14 protein-coding genes and 1 pseudogene are annotated in these 18,830 nt (G+C 35.1%); 3 read left to right on the top strand and 12 right to left on the bottom strand.

The window, feature by feature from the left end; translation table 11 throughout:
- Nucleotides 1-3 precede the first annotated feature (3 nt).
- Together M998_RS17040 and M998_RS17045 are read left to right on the top strand one after the other, a co-directional pair.
- Complete coding sequence (locus M998_RS17040; RefSeq protein ID WP_068909972.1) at nucleotides 4-1,329, top strand: amidohydrolase; 1,326 nt, start codon at nucleotides 4-6, stop codon at nucleotides 1,327-1,329.
- Nucleotides 1,330-1,917: 588 nt separating this feature from the next.
- On the top strand, nucleotides 1,918-3,096 hold the full coding sequence (locus tag M998_RS17045; protein ID WP_068909974.1) for a M20 metallopeptidase family protein: 1,179 nt from the start codon (nucleotides 1,918-1,920) through the stop codon (nucleotides 3,094-3,096).
- A gap of 69 nt (nucleotides 3,097-3,165) precedes the next feature.
- On the opposite strand, the gene M998_RS17050 is transcribed toward M998_RS17045, so the two are convergent.
- The 8 genes from M998_RS17050 to M998_RS17085 form a co-directional block, all read right to left on the bottom strand.
- Nucleotides 3,166-4,143, bottom strand: coding sequence for a LysR substrate-binding domain-containing protein (locus M998_RS17050; protein ID WP_068909976.1), 978 nt, complete (start codon nucleotides 4,141-4,143; stop codon nucleotides 3,166-3,168).
- A 408-nt stretch (nucleotides 4,144-4,551) separates the two neighbouring features.
- Nucleotides 4,552-5,541 (bottom strand): acetyltransferase, encoded by a 990-nt coding sequence (locus M998_RS17055; RefSeq protein WP_197713321.1) that lies wholly within the window; start codon nucleotides 5,539-5,541, stop codon nucleotides 4,552-4,554.
- 104 nt (nucleotides 5,542-5,645) lie between these two features.
- Nucleotides 5,646-6,665: an FUSC family protein gene (locus M998_RS20180; RefSeq protein ID WP_082787567.1), complete on the bottom strand. Its 1,020-nt coding sequence runs from the start codon at nucleotides 6,663-6,665 to the stop codon at nucleotides 5,646-5,648.
- A 357-nt stretch (nucleotides 6,666-7,022) separates the two neighbouring features.
- Entirely contained in the window at nucleotides 7,023-7,451 is a 429-nt protein-coding gene (gene arsC, locus M998_RS17065; RefSeq protein WP_068909978.1) for a glutaredoxin-dependent arsenate reductase, read from the bottom strand.
- Between the two features lie 74 nt (nucleotides 7,452-7,525).
- Complete coding sequence (locus tag M998_RS17070) at nucleotides 7,526-8,815, bottom strand: arsenic transporter (RefSeq protein WP_068909979.1); 1,290 nt, start codon at nucleotides 8,813-8,815, stop codon at nucleotides 7,526-7,528.
- 113 nt (nucleotides 8,816-8,928) lie between these two features.
- A complete protein-coding gene (gene arsA, locus M998_RS17075; protein WP_068909981.1) occupies nucleotides 8,929-10,677 on the bottom strand; it encodes an arsenical pump-driving ATPase in 1,749 nt (582 codons plus the stop codon).
- An 18-nt stretch (nucleotides 10,678-10,695) separates the two neighbouring features.
- A complete protein-coding gene (arsD, locus tag M998_RS20125; RefSeq protein ID WP_068909982.1) occupies nucleotides 10,696-11,058 on the bottom strand; it encodes an arsenite efflux transporter metallochaperone ArsD in 363 nt (120 codons plus the stop codon).
- A 145-nt stretch (nucleotides 11,059-11,203) separates the two neighbouring features.
- The gene (locus M998_RS17085; protein WP_068909984.1) at nucleotides 11,204-11,557 is read right to left on the bottom strand and encodes a metalloregulator ArsR/SmtB family transcription factor; all 354 of its coding nucleotides are present in this window, start codon (nucleotides 11,555-11,557) and stop codon (nucleotides 11,204-11,206) included.
- A 246-nt stretch (nucleotides 11,558-11,803) separates the two neighbouring features.
- Here M998_RS17085 and M998_RS17090 point away from each other — a divergent pair.
- Nucleotides 11,804-12,545, top strand: a pseudogene (locus M998_RS17090) (DDE-type integrase/transposase/recombinase); the annotation flags it as partial.
- A 95-nt stretch (nucleotides 12,546-12,640) separates the two neighbouring features.
- On the opposite strand, the gene M998_RS17095 reads toward M998_RS17090, so the two are convergent.
- The 4 genes from M998_RS17095 to M998_RS17110 form a co-directional block, all read right to left on the bottom strand.
- Nucleotides 12,641-12,961 (bottom strand): RedY/HapK family protein, encoded by a 321-nt coding sequence (locus M998_RS17095; RefSeq protein WP_068909986.1) that lies wholly within the window; start codon nucleotides 12,959-12,961, stop codon nucleotides 12,641-12,643.
- A 993-nt stretch (nucleotides 12,962-13,954) separates the two neighbouring features.
- Nucleotides 13,955-15,112: an iron-containing alcohol dehydrogenase gene (locus M998_RS17100; protein WP_068445489.1), complete on the bottom strand. Its 1,158-nt coding sequence runs from the start codon at nucleotides 15,110-15,112 to the stop codon at nucleotides 13,955-13,957.
- A gap of 1,252 nt (nucleotides 15,113-16,364) precedes the next feature.
- A complete protein-coding gene (locus tag M998_RS17105) occupies nucleotides 16,365-17,288 on the bottom strand; it encodes a nucleoside hydrolase (protein WP_068909987.1) in 924 nt (307 codons plus the stop codon).
- 23 nt (nucleotides 17,289-17,311) lie between these two features.
- A complete protein-coding gene (locus tag M998_RS17110) occupies nucleotides 17,312-18,499 on the bottom strand; it encodes a NupC/NupG family nucleoside CNT transporter (protein WP_068909989.1) in 1,188 nt (395 codons plus the stop codon).
- Nucleotides 18,500-18,830 lie beyond the last annotated feature (331 nt).

Consider the following 18,830-nt stretch of genomic DNA (forward strand, 5'->3'; position numbering starts at 1 on the left):
ACCATGACAATAACCAAAGACCAATTGAAAGCGAAAGTTTGCAATGCAATTGCATCTCATAAAAGCGATATTATAAGACTGGCAAAAGATATTTGGGCAGAGCCTGAGCTAGGTTATAAAGAAGCCAAAACAGCAAAAAAAGTTGAAGCAGCATTTTCTGCATTAGGCGTTAACTACCGTAATCAGCTTGCTCTGACCGGTGTTAAAGCTCGCCTTAAAGGTGGAAAAGGCAGTAAACATAGTATTGCAGTGATTGGTGAGCTTGATGCCATTATTTGTGCGGAACACCCTGATGCAGATGATCTGACTGGTGCTGCTCATTGTTGTGGGCACAATGCACAAATTGCAAATATGATGGCAGTGACTATTGGTCTGGTTAAGTCAGGAGCAATGGAATATCTCGCAGGGGATGTGGTTCCTTTTGCTGTTCCCGCTGAGGAGTATGTGGAATTGGCATATCGCAATAAGCTGATTGAGCAAGGTAAAATTAGCTTTATCGGGGGGAAACCTGAGCTCATTTCCCTCGGTGAGTTTGACGATGTGGATATGGCAATGCAAATCCATTTAACCAGTGTTAAACCTGAACGCGATAACGGCTTTATCGAAATGTCTACAACCACTAACGGGTTTGTTGGCAAGCTGATTAACTACAAAGGAAAATCATCCCATGCCGCGGCTGCACCACACATGGGCGTTAATGCTCTAAATGCGGCAATGATGGGAATTATGGGGGTGAATGCCATTCGCGAAACCTTCAAAGAGAAAGATTATATCCGCTTCCATCCTATTATTACGCAAGGTGGTGATTTAGTGAATGTCACACCGAGTGATGTACGTATGGAAAGTTATGTGCGAGCCTCAAATGTCCCTGCGATGATTGATGCCAATGAGCGTATTACTCGAGCGCTTGTTGCTGGAGCAATGTCTGTCGGTGCTGAAGTGGAAGTCAAAGATTTACCAGGTTATCTTCCACTTTATAATAATGACAAGCTAAATGATCTCTTACAACAAAATGCGCATGACCTGATTGGAGAGGAAAATGTTTGGGTTGCTGAACATATGACAGGTAGTACAGATACAGGTGACCTTTCGCACATTATGCCTGTAAGTCATCCATGGATTGGTGCAATTCGTGGCGGTTTGCATGGCAAGGATTATGTGGTTTTTGATGATGACATGGCTTACATTCGACCTGCCCAAATGATGGCTATGACCATTATCGATCTCCTGTTTGATGATGCGACTGGTGCTGAAACATTGATGGCAAGCTACAAGCCATTGATGAGTAAAGAAGAGTACCTCTCATTTATTCGTTCATTTAAGAATTAATTGTAATATAAACCTTAATACTGCGTTAAAATATGCAGTATTAAGGTGTCATTTCGATGGGGTAATTGGCGAGTCATTATTTTTCCAAATAGACTTTACCTCTAAATAAAAATACATTTTTTCCAAATTTGCTATTTTGGTTAAATTACACCCATATTTATCAGCGAAATTGTCTCTGCTATTTGGCTGATAAATAACTTATATAAACGGTTACAAACTTAATTGCTCATAATGGGAGAAAATAAGCAATATAATCAGTTGAAATTTTGGTGTTTTATCTCATATTTTAATTTTATTAAGATGCCATCCTAATTATTCATGCGTCATGAAATACTGATATGGTATAAGTACGATCTTCATCACGCTTACTTTTTTAATATTAACGTTAAAATATGTTTTTGAAATTAATAATGAAGAATGGCCGATAATAAAGATTAATCAATTTTGGAAATCTGGTCATATTGAAGAATAAAATACACTTAATACTTTGCTATACAATATCACTTATTAACATCAATGATATTTTCGCTTACATCAGGGATTCTTTACCAGTACTTAAACCGCTTTCTGTATACGAGATATAATGTAATGACAAATCAATATAATGTTAGCGAAAAACTTTTTGCTCTAGAAACATTCAGCAAAAAAATACGTCAAGATTTACATAAAATTCCTGAGATCTCAGGCCAAGAGTTTAAAACGTCACAATACTGTCGAGAACTGATGCAAAGCTTTGGCTATAAGATTCGCCAGTTTGAAGGATACACGGGCTTTACAGCTGAATTAATTGTTGATCCCGCAAAACGTTTAGTTGCATACCGTACCGACATAGACGGTTTAGAAATGCCTGATTTGACTTGTAATGAGCATAGCTCGATTCATGAAAATTGTGCCCATAACTGTGGGCATGATACTCACATGACAATAGCGTTAACAGCCGCAAAATACTTGAGTGAAAATAGCGTGGAGCTTACTCATAACATCCGTTTCATTTTTCAAATGGCGGAAGAAGATATGCGAGTTCCGGGCGCAAACAAAATGGTCGAAATGGGTTGTATGGACGGTGTAGATGAAGTTTATGGTCTACACAATGATGCCGCGTTTGAAACGGGATTTATCAAATTTAATTCGAGTGTAATGTCATCTTACGGTTCCGCATGGACCTTAGATGTTCACGGTATTTCTGCTCATGGTTCAACGCCACACAAAGGGCTGGATGCAATCCGTGAAGCAACGCGTATTATTGATTATATGGACTATATTGTCGCAAAAAAAACAGATCCTTTCAGTCCTGCCGTATTTGGTTGTGGAATGATCAATGGTGGAACAATACCTAATGCACTCGCTGATCATGTCCAGGCTCGTGGAACTATTCGTTCAATGGATGAAGAAACAGATAAAATTTTAAAAGCTAGTTTTCAAGAGATTGTTGCTCGTAGTGAAGCCGGTGGTTTCAAAACGACACTTGAAGCTAGTGGTTACCCTGCGGTTATCAATCATCCTCAAGCAGCAAAAGTTATTTATGATGCCGCTGCTATATTCCTACCTGTAGAAAATATTGACGCAAATGGGAAGCCTATGACGGGGAGTGAGGATTTTAGTTATATGATTAATGCGACTAAAGATAAATTAGGCGCAATGTACTTTTTAGGTAGCGGTAATAAAGCGAAAGGGATCAATAACTACCTACACGCTAACCCTTATTTTGTTGATGATGATTGCTTGCTTATTGGCGCACAAATTTTTATTAATATCGCCACTCGTTAAATTAAACATAAAATACACAGCAAATTTAAAGCCGAGTAACGGATGTTATTCGGCTTTTTCATTAGTATATTAAAGCTCAGGTAAGTTGGTATAAAGATGAATACGGTCATTTTTATCAACCGGCACCCATAAACTTGGTTGGTGAATATAATTTAAGTCAAGGTGAGGGGCATAGCAGGAAATAAAATCATACATATAATCTTTCAGGTGCATATGCCGATTAATGCAAATATGAGTATAACTTGGTTTTACTAAGTTACTGATATCAATGCAATGTAAGGTGCTACTATCTTCTTTGGGATCAAAAGCAACCGATGAAATAATACCAATTCCTGTGCCTCGTTTTACATAAAATTTAATAATTTCAGTATCGACAGCGGTTAATACGACATTTGGTGTCAAATTATTTTGATAAAATACTTGATCTAATTTCGAGCGACCAGTAAAACCGAATACATAGGTAATTAGGGGGTAATGGGCTAATTCCTCGATCGTCAACTGTTCATGCTGTGCTAATGGATGATCGAGTGGAACAATGACACTCCGAGACCACTGATAACAGGGCATTGTTAGCAAATCATCATAGAGATGCATAGATTCAGTGGCGATAGCAAAATCGACATCGCCATTATTGACCATCTCAGCTAACTGAGCAGGAGCACCTTGATGAAAATGCAGGGAAATATTTGGGTAACGTGCGTTAAAGCGTTCAATTACTTTTGGTAATTTATAGCGAATTTGGGTATGAGTTGTTGCAATATGAAGATTTTGTTTTGTCATCGTATCTTCATGAGAAACGATACTTTTAATTTTATCGAATTGAGCAAGAATATCACAAGCAACATGATGGACTTTTTCACCAATCGGGCTGAGTGATAATAAGTTATTATTTTTCCGATTGAACAAAGAAACGTTAAGCTCATCTTCTAATATCTTAAGCTGTTTACTCACAGTAGGTTGTGAGGTGTACAGTTTTTCAGCAGCATTTGTGATATTGAAATCACTCTTGACCACTTCAACAAAACTTTTAAGCTGACTAATATTCATTACGTATTTATCCAGTTTAAAATGGATTAAAAATATTCATAAAAAGATATAAATATTATACAAGATACTGACATCACGTTCAGTTAATTATATCATATAGTCATAAACTGAATCTTCTCATTATCACGATAAATTGTCTCGAGGAAACAAAATACCAATTGTATAATGGCGCTATCTCGTCATTAACTTAACTAAATAATAAACTGAATGGTAGATACATTAATATACAAAAAAACATTAAAAAAATTTATATGTAAGTGGCGAATTTTAATGCATTAAATATGAATGAATTTACTAATTATTTGATTGTCATATAATAAATTTAGAATAAATTACGGGAAATTAATAAAGAGATATTGTTAAATAACTAGAAAGCTACAAATTAGTTATAGAATGATTATGTTGATGTTATTTTTTATGATTTAAAACAGGGTCAATAAACCAGTGAATAATTGAGTTTGAAGCCAACAAAAGCGTGATCGCGATGGTCGATAATGTGAGTATAATAACCAGTGGTAAAGTTATTTGTATATCAAAAAACTTCAAGCTTTGTAATAAAATAAAGCAAATAATTGGATGAATTAAATAAATACCCAGTGCATTATTTGATGTTTTTGCATATTTATCCGTGGATAAAGCAAAGTAGATTATTATTAATCCTAATGAAATACCGATTAAAAAGCTAAAAATATAAATAAAAAATTGAGAAATAAATATATTTTCATTGTCTATGCTAGTAATGAAATCACTAATTTTTGTTTGATAGTAAAGAGCTGATATGGTTAAGATAAAAATACATAAAATGATAAAAAGAGAGGATTTTCTCAAAGAAAATATATTTTTTTCATTAATGAAATAAGCCATTATGAAAAATGGAAAGTAGTGAATAATAGCAAAAAATGTGGATATCTTGGCGGAGTAATCTTTTGTTAAGTAAGCAATTAGCAAAGATAGCGTCAGAATGATAAACAAACAAAATTTACTATTTTTAATATATGAAGGGAATAATAAAAAAATAGCCTGCCAAATAGGCGTTGCTAAAAAAAACCATACCCCATGTTGTGGAAAAAGAAGATATGTATTTAAATCTAACTGACCTGAAAAATAAAGTGGAATTGCATCTATTGTTTGAAATGTGAAATAAATGATTAAAGGCGGAATTAAATGGTTCCGCCAACTTTTCCATGTCGTGTTTTTAGTTATAAATGCAACTATAAATACAAACATAGGAATTAATGTTAGATCGAATATACGAATAAGCAATGAAAAATCATGTTCATCATTTAAGTTGAGATAAAAATTAAAAACAATAAGAGAGCTTAATATGAGCTTTAATGTAGGCCAGTATGGCTGGTTACGGTTTTTTGCACTCCACATTAAATTAATCTGGTTATTCATATATTGCCCTGTCTATATGGAAAACTATTTTATAATGGTATATTTTTAATTCACATAGATAACGCACTTGTGTAGATAGCGTTATAATCAATTTTAGACATTCGTTATACGTTGTTTTTAGCATGATTGTTTTTTTTCATCATTAGCTTAATGCAATAGCTACATACAATTGCGAATGCTCCGCCGATCAAGGTTTCCATCACTCTTTCAGGTAAAAGATGATAATCAACATGATTAAAGTAAATTGACATTTCGATTAATGATAAGACCAGTCCTGTAAGACAAAATGTGCCAAACACGTTGTTCTTTTTGTTATTACTAATGGGGATCAAAAAAGCAAATATAAGTATTAATGTAAAGCCAATATAGGGCATAAAACTAATCAAATTAAAGGAAAAATAGAGAAGTAAAACAACCACGAGTGTACCGATAATTCGGTCTCGAGTTAGTTTAACGATATTGGTTAGTTTAGGATTTAAAACAAAAATGTAGGTTAGTGGTGCCCAGAAAAAATGGTCAATATTAATTGCTCTAGAGACTAAAACGCATAAAAGTAGCCCAACAGAATAGATCAGAGATTGAAATATGAGGTTATAAGATAACTTATCTCTTTTTAGTGAAATATATTTTTTTATTTGGAATATCGTGATTTTTTTGCGGCTACTGATGGCGTAGCAAAACGCGATTGTTATGATAGTCCCTATCAGCAGACCCGTTACAAGGCCATCGAAGCTCGATTTATTAAGTGTTGCGCCTATGATATAGAAAATCATAAAGTACTTAATTGACATATCTAATGATGAGTCAATATTGTAATACTGGTAATAAATAAAAGGTGATATGAAAAGGATGACAAAAAATAGGTAATTAAAGCCGAAAAGATAACCAAGGGTAGAGCCTACAAAGACAAAAATAGAGCATAGTAACGAGTAAGTGATATTTTTATATTGACTAGCTTTATTGAAGATCGTATAGCCATGTAAGGTCGACAGTGAGCTCCATAATGTTGCATCAATGCCAGCAATAGAGTAGGTAATAATAAAGCTCATAATAAGACATAATGTTAAATAAAAACTCTCTGCGACTTTAATCATATTCTCACCCAATGGGACAATGTGCAGCATATATTGATAAAAAATGAATTTACCTTATTTACAACCAATAAAATGTGCTAATTTCGATTAATAACATGTTATTTACTCCGGAAATTTCATTCGCTATCAACACCATTATTGTAAAGATGACCTTCAGTTACGTTGATAATATCAGAAGAATCATTAACGATGAAATCCTAGCGCCATTATAGCGATAATGGTTTCGTTAGAAAGATGTAAAACCGATATAATAACAGTTATTTCGCAACAGGTAATAGAGCTTGTAAGCAATAGGATAATTGAATAAGCGGGGGAGGTTATTATTAACGAGTTATTATGAAAGCCAGAAGGGAAAAATACCGTGTCTCTTCTGGCGATTTTAAGTAATTATTTAATGATCCGTTTACCTTCAGCACTAATCACGGGTTCCCCATCCTCTTTAATAAACGCACCTTTCTGGGGTAAAGGTAAAATATCTAAAACAACCTCAGAAGGGCGACAAAGTTTTGTACCTAATTCCGTCACCACAATTGGGCGATTAATCAAAATAGGATGTTCCAACATAAAATCGATTAACTGATCGTCGCTCCATTGGATACTATCCAACTTAAGTGTTTCATAGGGTTCAACATTCTTTCGCAGTAATTCGCGTACAGTAATACCCATATCGACAATTAACTTTAGTAATTCTGTACGGCTTGGTGGATTATCTAAATAATGAATCACGATCGGCTCAATACCGCTGTTATGGATCAGTTCAAGGGTATTACGGGATGTGCCACAAGAAGGATTATGATAAATGGTGATGGAATGCATATTGACCTCTAAGTAACTTTTAGTAATAAAAGTAAAGCGACATAATCATCGATGTCGCTTAATTTAATGTATATCTATACGGTTAATGATAAACGTAAAGCGAGTGCTATTAAGGTCACAAATAGTACTGGGAGCGTCATAACGATCCCGACCTTGAAATAATAGCCCCAGGTAATGGTTAAATTTTTCTGAGATAAAACATGCAGCCATAATAGAGTCGCGAGACTGCCGATCGGTGTGATTTTAGGACCGAGGTCGCTACCAATAATATTAGCGTAAATCATTGCTTCTTTAATGAGCCCCGTCGCATCACTTCCATCAATAGATAGCGCACCGATAAGCACTGTTGGCATATTGTTCATGATGGATGACAAAATAGCGGTTAAGAACCCTGTACCGAGAGTGGCAGCCCATAGGCCTTGCTCAGCGAAGTAATTCAAAATTTGAGAGATATAGTGAGTCAACCCGGCATTACGTAGGCCATAGACCACTAAATACATCCCGAGTGAAAAAATAACGATTTGCCATGGTGCGCCACGAATGACTTTCTTCGTATCGATAACGCGACCTTTTTTGGCCACGATGTACAGAATGATGGCACCTACTGCCGCAACCAAACTCACTGGGACGCCAAGATGATTAAGCCCAAAAAAGCCAATCAGAAGGAGAACCAAAACAATCCATCCGGCCTTAAAGGTTGGCAAGTCACGGATCGCGTCTTTTGGTGATTTCAATAGCCCGATATCGTAGGTTTGTGGGATATCTTTACGAAAGAATAGATGAAGCATGACCAGTGTTGCACCGATGGCGGCAATATCGACCGGGATCATAATAGCGGCATAATGGGTAAAGCCGATGTTGAAAAAATCAGCTGAAACGATATTAACCAGATTAGAGACAACCAGTGGCAAGCTTGCCGTATCGGCGATAAAACCCGCAGCCATGACAAATGCTAGCGTCGCCCCTCGACTGAAGCCTAAAGCCAGCAGCATTGCCATCACGATCGGTGTTAAAATGAGCGCTGCGCCGTCATTAGCGAAAAGAGCAGCGACTACGGCACCAAGAAGGATAATATAGGTAAATAGTTTCCTCCCATTTCCTCCTCCCCAACGCGCAACGTGTAGTGCTGCCCATTCAAAAAAACCAGACTCATCGAGCAATAGGCTGATAATAATCACCGCAACAAAGGCGGCGGTAGCATTCCAGACTATCTGCCAGACAACAGGAATATCACCAAGATGAACAACGCCAAACAACAAAGCTAAAATGGCACCAAAACAGGCACTCCAACCAATGCCGAGCCCTTTAGGTTGCCAAATAACTAAAATAATGGTCAGAACAAAAATAGCACCGGCCAACCACATAGAAACCTCCGTTTAGGCTGATGTTATTCCCTATATTGTTCAAGTTGCAGACAGCCCGCCTGCACCTTGAGTTATTTTGGGTCTATAACGTCTGCCAATTATTGTTATTAAATTTACTTTGCCAGTTTGTTTAAGCGTTCAATCCCAACAGGCTCTTCTTCCTGCAATGGGATTAATGCTAGTCGAGCGGCGTACTTTTCTTTCACCAAATTGATTTGCTTAATTTCTTGCACTGCGCGGTGACGTAATAAAGGCGAGTCTGTTCCAGTAGCCACAAGGCTGTTATTAATTAGCCATGCCCAAGGTTCAATACCCGCGCGACGTAAATCTTCTTGCAAATTGGCAGCTTCTAATACAGGGGTAGTTTCTGGTAGCGTCACGAGCAATATTTTGGTTCGTTGAGGATCTTGTAGCTGCATCATAGGAGTAACATAGTGACTATTACTCCCCATTTTTTGGGTAATCTCACGATGGTAAGCACCGGTGGCGTCAAGTAGGAGTAAAGTATGCCCGGTTGGCGCTGTATCCATAATGACAAATCGTTTACCTGCATCACGAATAACACGGGAAAAGGCCTGAAATACGGCAATTTCTTCAGTACAGGGGGAGCGAAGATCTTCTTCTAACAGTGCTCGACCTTGGGCATCTAAATTTTTACCTTTACTTTCCAGCACACTTTGGCGATAACGCTCGGTTTCAGCTTCAGGATCGATACGGCTGACTTCTAGATGGGGTAATTTACCATGTAGGGTATTTTCCAAATGCGCAGCTGGATCTGAAGTAGTTAAATGAACATCTAGACCTTTTTCTGCAAGTTTGACCGCCACGGCAGCCGCTAATGTTGTTTTACCTACGCCACCTTTACCCATTAACATCACTAAGCCATGCTTATCTTTAGCAATGTGTTCAACAAGTGCGGAAAGTGGGTCGATGGAGGGGATTGCCAAAGCTTGATATTCTTCAGCGCAGAGCGGTACATTAGTTTTAAATAAATTACGCAATGCATCAATACCGACCAGATTAACCGGTTGAAGGATAATGCGATCTTGGGGGAGTGAAGCCACAGAAGAAGGGATATTAACTAAGGCAAACTGCTCGCGCTGATAAATGGCTTGAGCCAATTTATCATTTTGTATGGCAGTTTCTGGCAAAATACCATTAATAACTAAATATTGATTCTTGATACCAAGCTGAGAAAGTTCGTTATAAGTCCTAGCGACTTCGATTAATGTCGATTTTTGAGCACGGGCAACCAGTATTAACCGAGTTTTATTGGCGTTGCCTAATTCAGCAACCGCTTGTGCGTAGCGTTCGCGCTGTTTCGCGAGTCCAGACAAGGGCCCCAGACAGGATGAACCTTCAGGATTTTCCTCAATAAAATTACTCCAGGCTCCAGGTAACTGTAAGAGACGGATTGTATGTCCGGTAGGTGCTGTATCGAAAATAATATGATCGAAATCCACTAATAAGCGGGCATCCGTGAGTAAATCCGTGAACTCATCAAACGCTGCGATTTCAGTGGTACAGGCTCCTGAAAGCTGTTCTTCAATCCCACGAACAACGTCATCAGGCAAAATGCCTCTGACAGGGTCAACAATACGTTCACGATAGACCTGAGCGGCAGCCTGTGGGTCGATTTCTAATGCGAAGAGGCCTGAAACTGATGCTATCTTGGTAATGTGATTCCCAATTGTTTGATTAAAAACTTGTCCCACGTTGGAGGCGGGATCGGTGCTAACTAAAAGGACTCGTTTACCTTTATCAGCTAAAGAAATTGCCGTTGAACAGGATATGGATGTTTTTCCTACGCCACCTTTACCCGTAAAAAATAGAAAAGGAGGTATATTTTGTAAAAATTTCATAGTGATACCTTTATATTTTCAACAGCAAGAGTCATTTCCGTTACAACAAGCTTGAATAGAGTTAATTTTTGGCGCTAAAGATAAATTACACCAACGGGCCATATCTTCTCGAGTTGGATAACGACCTGCCATAACGAAAGCACCATCAACAAGAATCAGAGGTAAACCCTCAGCTCCGGAATTTTGAAGAAAGTTTTTAACTAGTTCATTTTCAACAAACGCCATCGGTTGTTGAGCAAGGTTAAAACGCGTTAACGTGACACCTTGCTGTTTAACCCAATCGACATCGGCAGAAAAATTGACTAATGACTGATCAATATCAGTTCCGCATACACCGGTACTGCAACACAGTGCTGGGTCGTAAACAGTAATGGTTTTCATATTAGATTCCTTATAGATTGAATCATTAAATATTGAGAGCTCCGATTTGCTCTAATTTATAAGTTGTTATATGTCACATTTTAATTAAATTCTGGGTAAAATTCTTTATCATATTCGAAAATTCACATATGTTAAGGTAAATTTTTTATAGGCAAGCCGCTTTATTCATCGTTGAGACAGAGGCATTTTTTAAACCTTTAGAGAGTATTTTTATATTGTGTTCTTGACTTTGGTATGCTTGTTCAATGATTGCACCTGCCCACATAGGTATGTTATGTGACAGGCGATAGTGAATCCATTTGCCTGCGCGACGATCGAGAAGAATACCGTTCTCCCTAAGCATTGTTAGGTGGCGTGATATCTTGGGTTGAGGTAATTCCAGAGTTTCACATAGCTCGCAAACGCACAGTTCTGTTGCTTCCTTAAGAAGTAAAACAATAGTCAAACGAGTCTCATCAGAGAGGCATTTAAATAGTTGTAACGGTGTTAACTGGCTCATCACAAATACCTTTAGTTTAGTTACTGACAATAATACGACCTTTTTTATCGCTGTCAATGATCATATTCGATTTTTCGAATGTATTTGCGTGTTAGGTTTAATTGTTTTGTTGGCTGAACCGCTATTTGGATTGGATAGTATTATATTGTTACGAATTTTTTACTGTATTTATATTTCCCTTTCGTCCGGCGATATCTTCCCAAACACTGTAGTGGCATAGTTAATTTGGTCACCAAGTCAGAGGTGATATTATCACTTCATAAACAGATAGGTGAAATTTATGGTAAAACGGATAAGATGCCTTCAATAGAGCAGATTAGGCTTCGAGCTTTAGTACGGAAAGCCCATGAAAACAGTCACGGCTCTGCTGGGGCTCGTACTATTGCAGACATTGTATCGAATACAAAGCAGGTTTCTTTAATGCGTTATAGTGCAACTAAGCTGATGAAATTACTTGGTTTAGTGAGTTGTCAAATCCCGAAATATCGGTATAAAAAAGCAGTGCAGGAATATGTGGAAATACCGAATCATTTAGCACGCCAATTTGCAGTGACAGAGCCAAATCAAGTTTTGGCAGGTGATGTTGTCCACTCGCCCTAAAATAGACAGTTAACAGGAAAAGCGTTATCAATGGTTTTTGAATCAAGAGGTAAGCCCACAAATATCCTTTTTCATTCAGGTCAAGGAAGCCATTATACAAGCCGAGTCTACCGCCAATTATTATGGCGTTATCAAATAAACCAAAGTTTATCTCGTGAGGTAATTGTTGGGATAATGCGCCAATGGAACGTTTTTTAGAAGCTTAAAAACAGAGTGGGTGCTTATGATAGGCTATCGAAACTTTGTGGAAGCTCAGCACCAAATAATCAGATATATGATTGGATATTACAGTCAACTCTGACCCCATCAATATAATGGTGGATTAACGCCCAATGAGTCGGAACGATTATATTGGAAAAACTCTAAAACCGTGACCAATTTTTATTGACCACTTCACTTGTATTGGGCGTTTTAAATAAGCATAAAAGGTTATAAACTGATCCCCTTAAACTTCCAGACTTTTATCATTTCAATTATTAAGTCTTACGATAGAATTTTTTTCGTTAGAATAAAATTCACATCTTCAGTGAATGCGTTGAATTGATTAATAATTTTTTGCATCTGCTCAGTTTGAATATCATTTAAGAAAGCTTCTTCAGAGCTAATATGGATTACTTCAAAGTAAGCCCATGGTGATGGTTTATCTTGACCAAGCATACTGATCCCTTTGAATACTTCGAACGATGAAATGCTGCTTAGCTTGTTTACTGCTGGTAAATCTGATTCTTTTGCCCACTGTAAGTATTGTGCTTCATTGGTTTCAGACTTCAGGTTAAAGAATACAATTAGTGTTTTAGTTGACATATAGTGTTTCCTCTGACGATATAGTGGTTTATTTCGCTGCTTGGCTTTGACTATTTTCTGGGTTAATACATAACAAAGCTAATTTGAAGTGGCCAATTAATATTGACTACTTCAAATGTCTATTTGTAATAGCCTCTCTGATTAAATCGAGAGTGCTCGCTCGTTATATCAATAGTGCCATTTGAAAACTGATTTGATGATATTAATACCAATAACTCTGGACTTATTCATGTAATGTTACTCCCAGATTAACGCAGTTAGTGAAATTATAGCATCGACTACATTAATGGATAATCATCCAACGTATCTTTATAAATCATAATGTATATGTCAAATAGGTCATACAAGAGTGATAATTGTTTAAATGACATAAGCTCACTGAACTTCTATTTAATCTTGTTTTTATATTATGTTTTCATAATAACGACTCGTTATTACTACTTAACGTATCTACTCTACATTATCGCGTCATCACACTAACAATATTTACTTCTCAGCCTATATTAATATGCGTAATTACAATAAAAACATTAATCATAATTATTTCTGTTAGTCTATTGAATAATAAATATTTAATTCATGAAAAGGACTGATAATAAAATGATAAAAATCCCGTACTGTTCTTTGTTAATTTGATTGTTTCTACCTATAAATATTAATGTTAAATCATTCCTTTTAAAATAAATTTTTTTTCATATCAAGATCATATTAACTATCAATTTTGGACCAAAGTAAGAAACATTGAAGGCATCGGAGCACTCACCACAAATAAAAGAGAAGCTATATATAATAGATGCATTCAATTTTTCTATTGCATATGAATTTCAAATTAAAATATCAAGCCTAAAATAAATAGTATTTATGATATTGCCTCAAAGTTTTATTGAAGATAATTTCGTTACCTCATTTGGTTATTTCTATAATTAAAAAATACAATACATTATATATGTGATACGAAATTTTTGATAAAAAGTGAACTTTTCAATAGTGCCCTTATAGCGCGTTGGCATATACTCGGCGGCTAACATCAAGGGTAATATCTTCATGTTCCCCTAACCTAATCATATTGTGCGCTTCTAAATTTTTTACCAATGGCTCAATCACATCTTGAGTGAGTTCATAATCCCTTAAGCGTGTTGCAATTTGCATTGTTTCGAAAAAGTCTCTTGTATAATCAATTGCTTTAATAGCTTTTTCTTGTGTAGTACCTGAAGTAATTCCCCAGACTTTTTCTGCATATTGAACTAGTTTTTCCTGTTTTTGCGGTAATTTTTCAGTCAACATTGCAGGTAATATAATCGCTAATGTTTGAGCATGGTCAATACCATATAATGCTGTAATTTCATGGCCTAGCATATGAGTTGACCAGTCTTGTGGGACACCTACACCGATTAGACCATTTAATGATAATGTTGCGATCCACATTAAATTGGCTCGAATATCGTAATTATGTGGATTTTTTAACGCCTTAGGCCCAATTTCAATTAATGTTTTCAATAAGCCTTCTGCAAACGCATCTTGCACATAAGCATTTACTGGGTAAGTCAAGTATTGTTCAATAACATGAACAAAAGAGTCAATAACCCCATTACTAATCTGTCGGGCAGGTAATGTATAAGTTTTTGCTGGATCAAGAATGGAAAACTGAGGGTATATATGGTCGCTCATAAAAGCCAACTTAGATTTTAAGTTTTCTCGTGTAATAACCGCTCCTTTATTCATTTCAGATCCAGTTGCAGGTAGGGTGAGGACGGTGCCAAAAGGGAGCGCTGACTTAATAACAGAGCCATTACTCATGATAATTTCCCATTTATCACCAGCGTAATTTACAGCAGCAGAGACAAACTTCACGCCATCAATAACAGAGCCGCCACCAACAGCGAGTAAATAGTTGAAACCTTCTTTTTCTATTTTATCTACCGCTTTAATTAGTGTTTCATAGCGAGGATTAGCTTCGATACCACCAAATAGATCAAACTGATGTGAACCTAAAGCTTTCTCAACCTCATTTAACGTTCCTGTTTTTCTTGCACTTTCGCCACCAAATAAGATAAGAACTTTCGCATTTTCAGGTACAAGCTTACTAAGTTCGCTGATTTTATTTTCACCAAAAATAATACGAGTAGGATTATAAAATTCGAAATTATTCATATGTTGCCTCACTTTAGAAAAAATAAGTACAATAATTCTATGTATAACAATAAAAAATTAGCTTAATCTTGGCTGATTTTTTTTCTATAAATTTAGTTCTCTCATATACTTTTCCCTATACCAACTAAGGTATTTTTAGGAGAAAGACACAACTTATTAATTAATATGAGTTTATTTTTATTAATGTATAATCACTCCTATTTTGTAACACTGACATTATAATTTTTTTTGCTCGCATAAATTACTTTGGCATATTTATGGGAGCTATACTTGCAATTGAAGAACGTTATAAATTAAGCGAAAGTTATAATTATTCCTAACTAGACGCTTTTTTATTCGACCGATTTTTTTCATATCTTCAATAAAATAGATAGCATATCGATTAAAAGAAATTATTACGCAACGATAAACACTTCATTGAAAGACAACTGATGATTCGTGAGTACCTAGGCTATTCTCGCTAACATACTCACCAAAAATTAAGTAGCGATTGATTTTTTCATTATCCCCATTACTCATTATTTAAATTTCATCTTTAACAGAACCTGATAAGAAAATCGATAAATGGTAATAAAATAATTTGTAATATCCACTCCCCTCCGAAAATAGAATGGGATAAACCAATGTAATCATTATTATGATGAGATAATTTAGATTATATATGTTAAGAAGAAATAACAAATCATTATTATGACAATAATATATCAAATAAGAATAAATAGATAAAACAACAAGTTTTTATTTAATCATTCATTTGAGTTATAATCTAAATTAAGTTTGTAGTGTTTATATTATTGAAGTAATTTTCATCCTGTCGGGCTCTATCGTAATAATAAATTAATTTATTAAGATAGCGCTTTTACAGTGTGAGCCTCCTTGTATTTACCATCGAAAAACGTTACTACAATTATTTAATCAAATAAAATATAGTTCAATAGTTTATTTTGGAAGAGAGACAAAGACAAAAGATAATTTTCTATTGTCTTTGTTTGAAATAATTTCTTGAAAAATGGTTAATAGCTGCTGATGTTTTCTAACAGTGTAAACATGTAGCGGCTCGTTTTTATCATATATATGCTCTGCTATTGTAGATGCATCATACAATAACGTTGACGATCGAAATTTTATCACTGCATTCTGCAGTTTTTTGTAATGGTAATAATAGAGAATCTATAATACTTACTCTATTTATTTTAAAATTTTCTTTATTTGAATCAAATGTAAGCCGAGATTCTGAGTGATACTCTTTATCTCAAAGAGTTATAATACGTTCTGTAATTAAAGATATTAATTTCGATGCATCGACATCAGTAATGATTTTGCATTTAGGTTCATTATGTATAGTTTCCGCCCCATGATTAGTTAAAGTAGATGTGTAAGCAAAACTATGACCAAATAATCTATTGGATTCATATTCGATAGTAACTGAACCGTCAACACCTGAAAAAATCTCAGGTTTAATAAGGTATGCAATAACGCAAGGATCATGAAGGAAGGGATCAAACTCTGCATATCTTCGGCACATTTCAGCAACAGTCTGAGCGATGTGACCACCTTTTTCCAAAAGACTGCACAAACCAGCCCTTATATCGGCTTTACTTGTTACATCCAAACCAAGCATAGTAATATGTCGTGCACTATCAAAAACGATATGAGCAGCATGGGGATCTACATAAAAATTAAATTCAGCAGCTGGCGTTATATTTCCCTGCGTAAATGCAGCACCTCCCATAACTACAATATCTTTTATATTATCAACTAATTTTGGTTCTTTGATGATAGCTATTGCGATATTAGTGAGAGAAGCCATTGTACATAATGTTATTTCACCTGGATTTGACATTACCTCATCAATAATAAAGTCCACCGCGTGACCAGAATAATTTTGATAATCTGACATGGGTAGGGGTACTCCAGCTAGACCATCAGCACCATGAACATGAGTTTTATTTCCACTTTTTGCCATTAATGGACGCTCACAACCTTTCGCTAGAGGAATATCCTGCCTATTTGCTAATACAAGTAATTGTCGTGCATTATTGTGAACCTTTTCTAATTCTACATTCCCTGCAACTGTAGTTAGCCCTATTAGTTTTATTTCAGGTGAAGCTAGAGCTAAAAAAATAGCAACAGCATCATCTACTCCAGGGTCACAGTCTATTATTATTTTATGCATTTTATTATTCCTTGATTTATATTTTATACAAAAATACCAACAATAGTCGCTGATAAACAACTGACTAAAGTTGAACCAATAATCAACCTAAAACTATTTGATGCAATCATTTTTCCATGCTCTCTGCTTATACTTGTAACGCAACCTATAATCATTCCGATAGATCCAAAATTTGCAAATGAAATTAAAAATATGGATATAATTGCATCTGTTCGTGGTGTAATATTTGTTATTTTCATGTAGTCAATCATAGCAACAAACTCATTCGATAAAATTTTCGTTGCAATAATTGTTCCGAAAGTAATACTTTCATCCCATGAACTACCTAAAATAAAAGCTAAAGGTGAAAAAATATAACCTATAATTTCTTGAAAACTAATTCCTAATAAATTCAAAAAAATATCATTCAACATACTAATTAAGGCGACAAAACCAAGAATTATAGGAACAATTGCAAGAATAAGTTTGAAGGCATCCTGCATGTGATCTGTCAACACTTCAAAGAATGAGCCTCTTTCAGCTTTATTTTCTCCCAAAGAACAAGCTTCAATATTTGTAGGTTCACTTGGGTTAATAATAGAAACAATAATAAAAGTACTAAAAAAATTGAGACTAACACCTATAAAAACATAGCGTGGCTCAATCATTTGTGTATATGCACCCAACAATGCAATATCCACCGTAGAAATGGTACACGCAGCAATAGTATACATTTGTGCCTTGGATAACGTTGGGATGTAATCTTTAATTGATACATAAGCAGGCATCATCCCTACAATTACAGCACTAATAGCAGTGAAAGATTCTAATTTTCCAACTTTAGATATTTTATTAATTAGAAAACCGATAGTATTAATAATTAAATCTAAAGCACCAATGTATTTAAATACTCCAATTATAGAACAAATGAAAACCAAAGGTAAAAGAGCTACAACAATAAAAACCATAGAAGTTTTACTGCTTATATCACCAAAAACAAAATCAATCCCCTTATTAGAATAATTAATTATATAATGAATACCCGATGCTATACCATCAAGAGTAGCTAGACCAATTGTGGTATTTAGCATGATAGAAGCGACAATAAACTCCAATGCTAACAATATTAGTATCGATGGAAGCTTATGTTTTATGTTTTTTTTACTAAAACTAAGCAAATATGCTATAAAAAAAACAAAAAACAGACTAAACAAAAATATAAAATATTTCATAAATATCACCATGTTAATAGGTTTTAACCATGATTAGCTGATTTAATATCTCCTTAAACTACTAGTTAAAAATAACAGAAAATTAAGTTTAAATTTCATGATGAAATTTTTTGGTTAAAATCTTAACTTTTGCTATTTATATTTAATCTATGATTGTTAAAATATTTACATTGATAATTCGAAACCCTAATAGATAAAAATAATAATCCAAATAAACACGCTTTGCTTGTATTTTTAAATGTATAATTCTTAAAGTGTGAATTACTTCTCATTTATATACTATGCTTTATCTGGGCTAATCCATCTTAATAAATAAACCAGAATTTTAATT

Origin of the sequence: Providencia heimbachae ATCC 35613 (genome assembly GCF_001655055.1) — a bacterium.
GTDB lineage: Bacteria > Pseudomonadota > Gammaproteobacteria > Enterobacterales > Enterobacteriaceae > Providencia > Providencia heimbachae.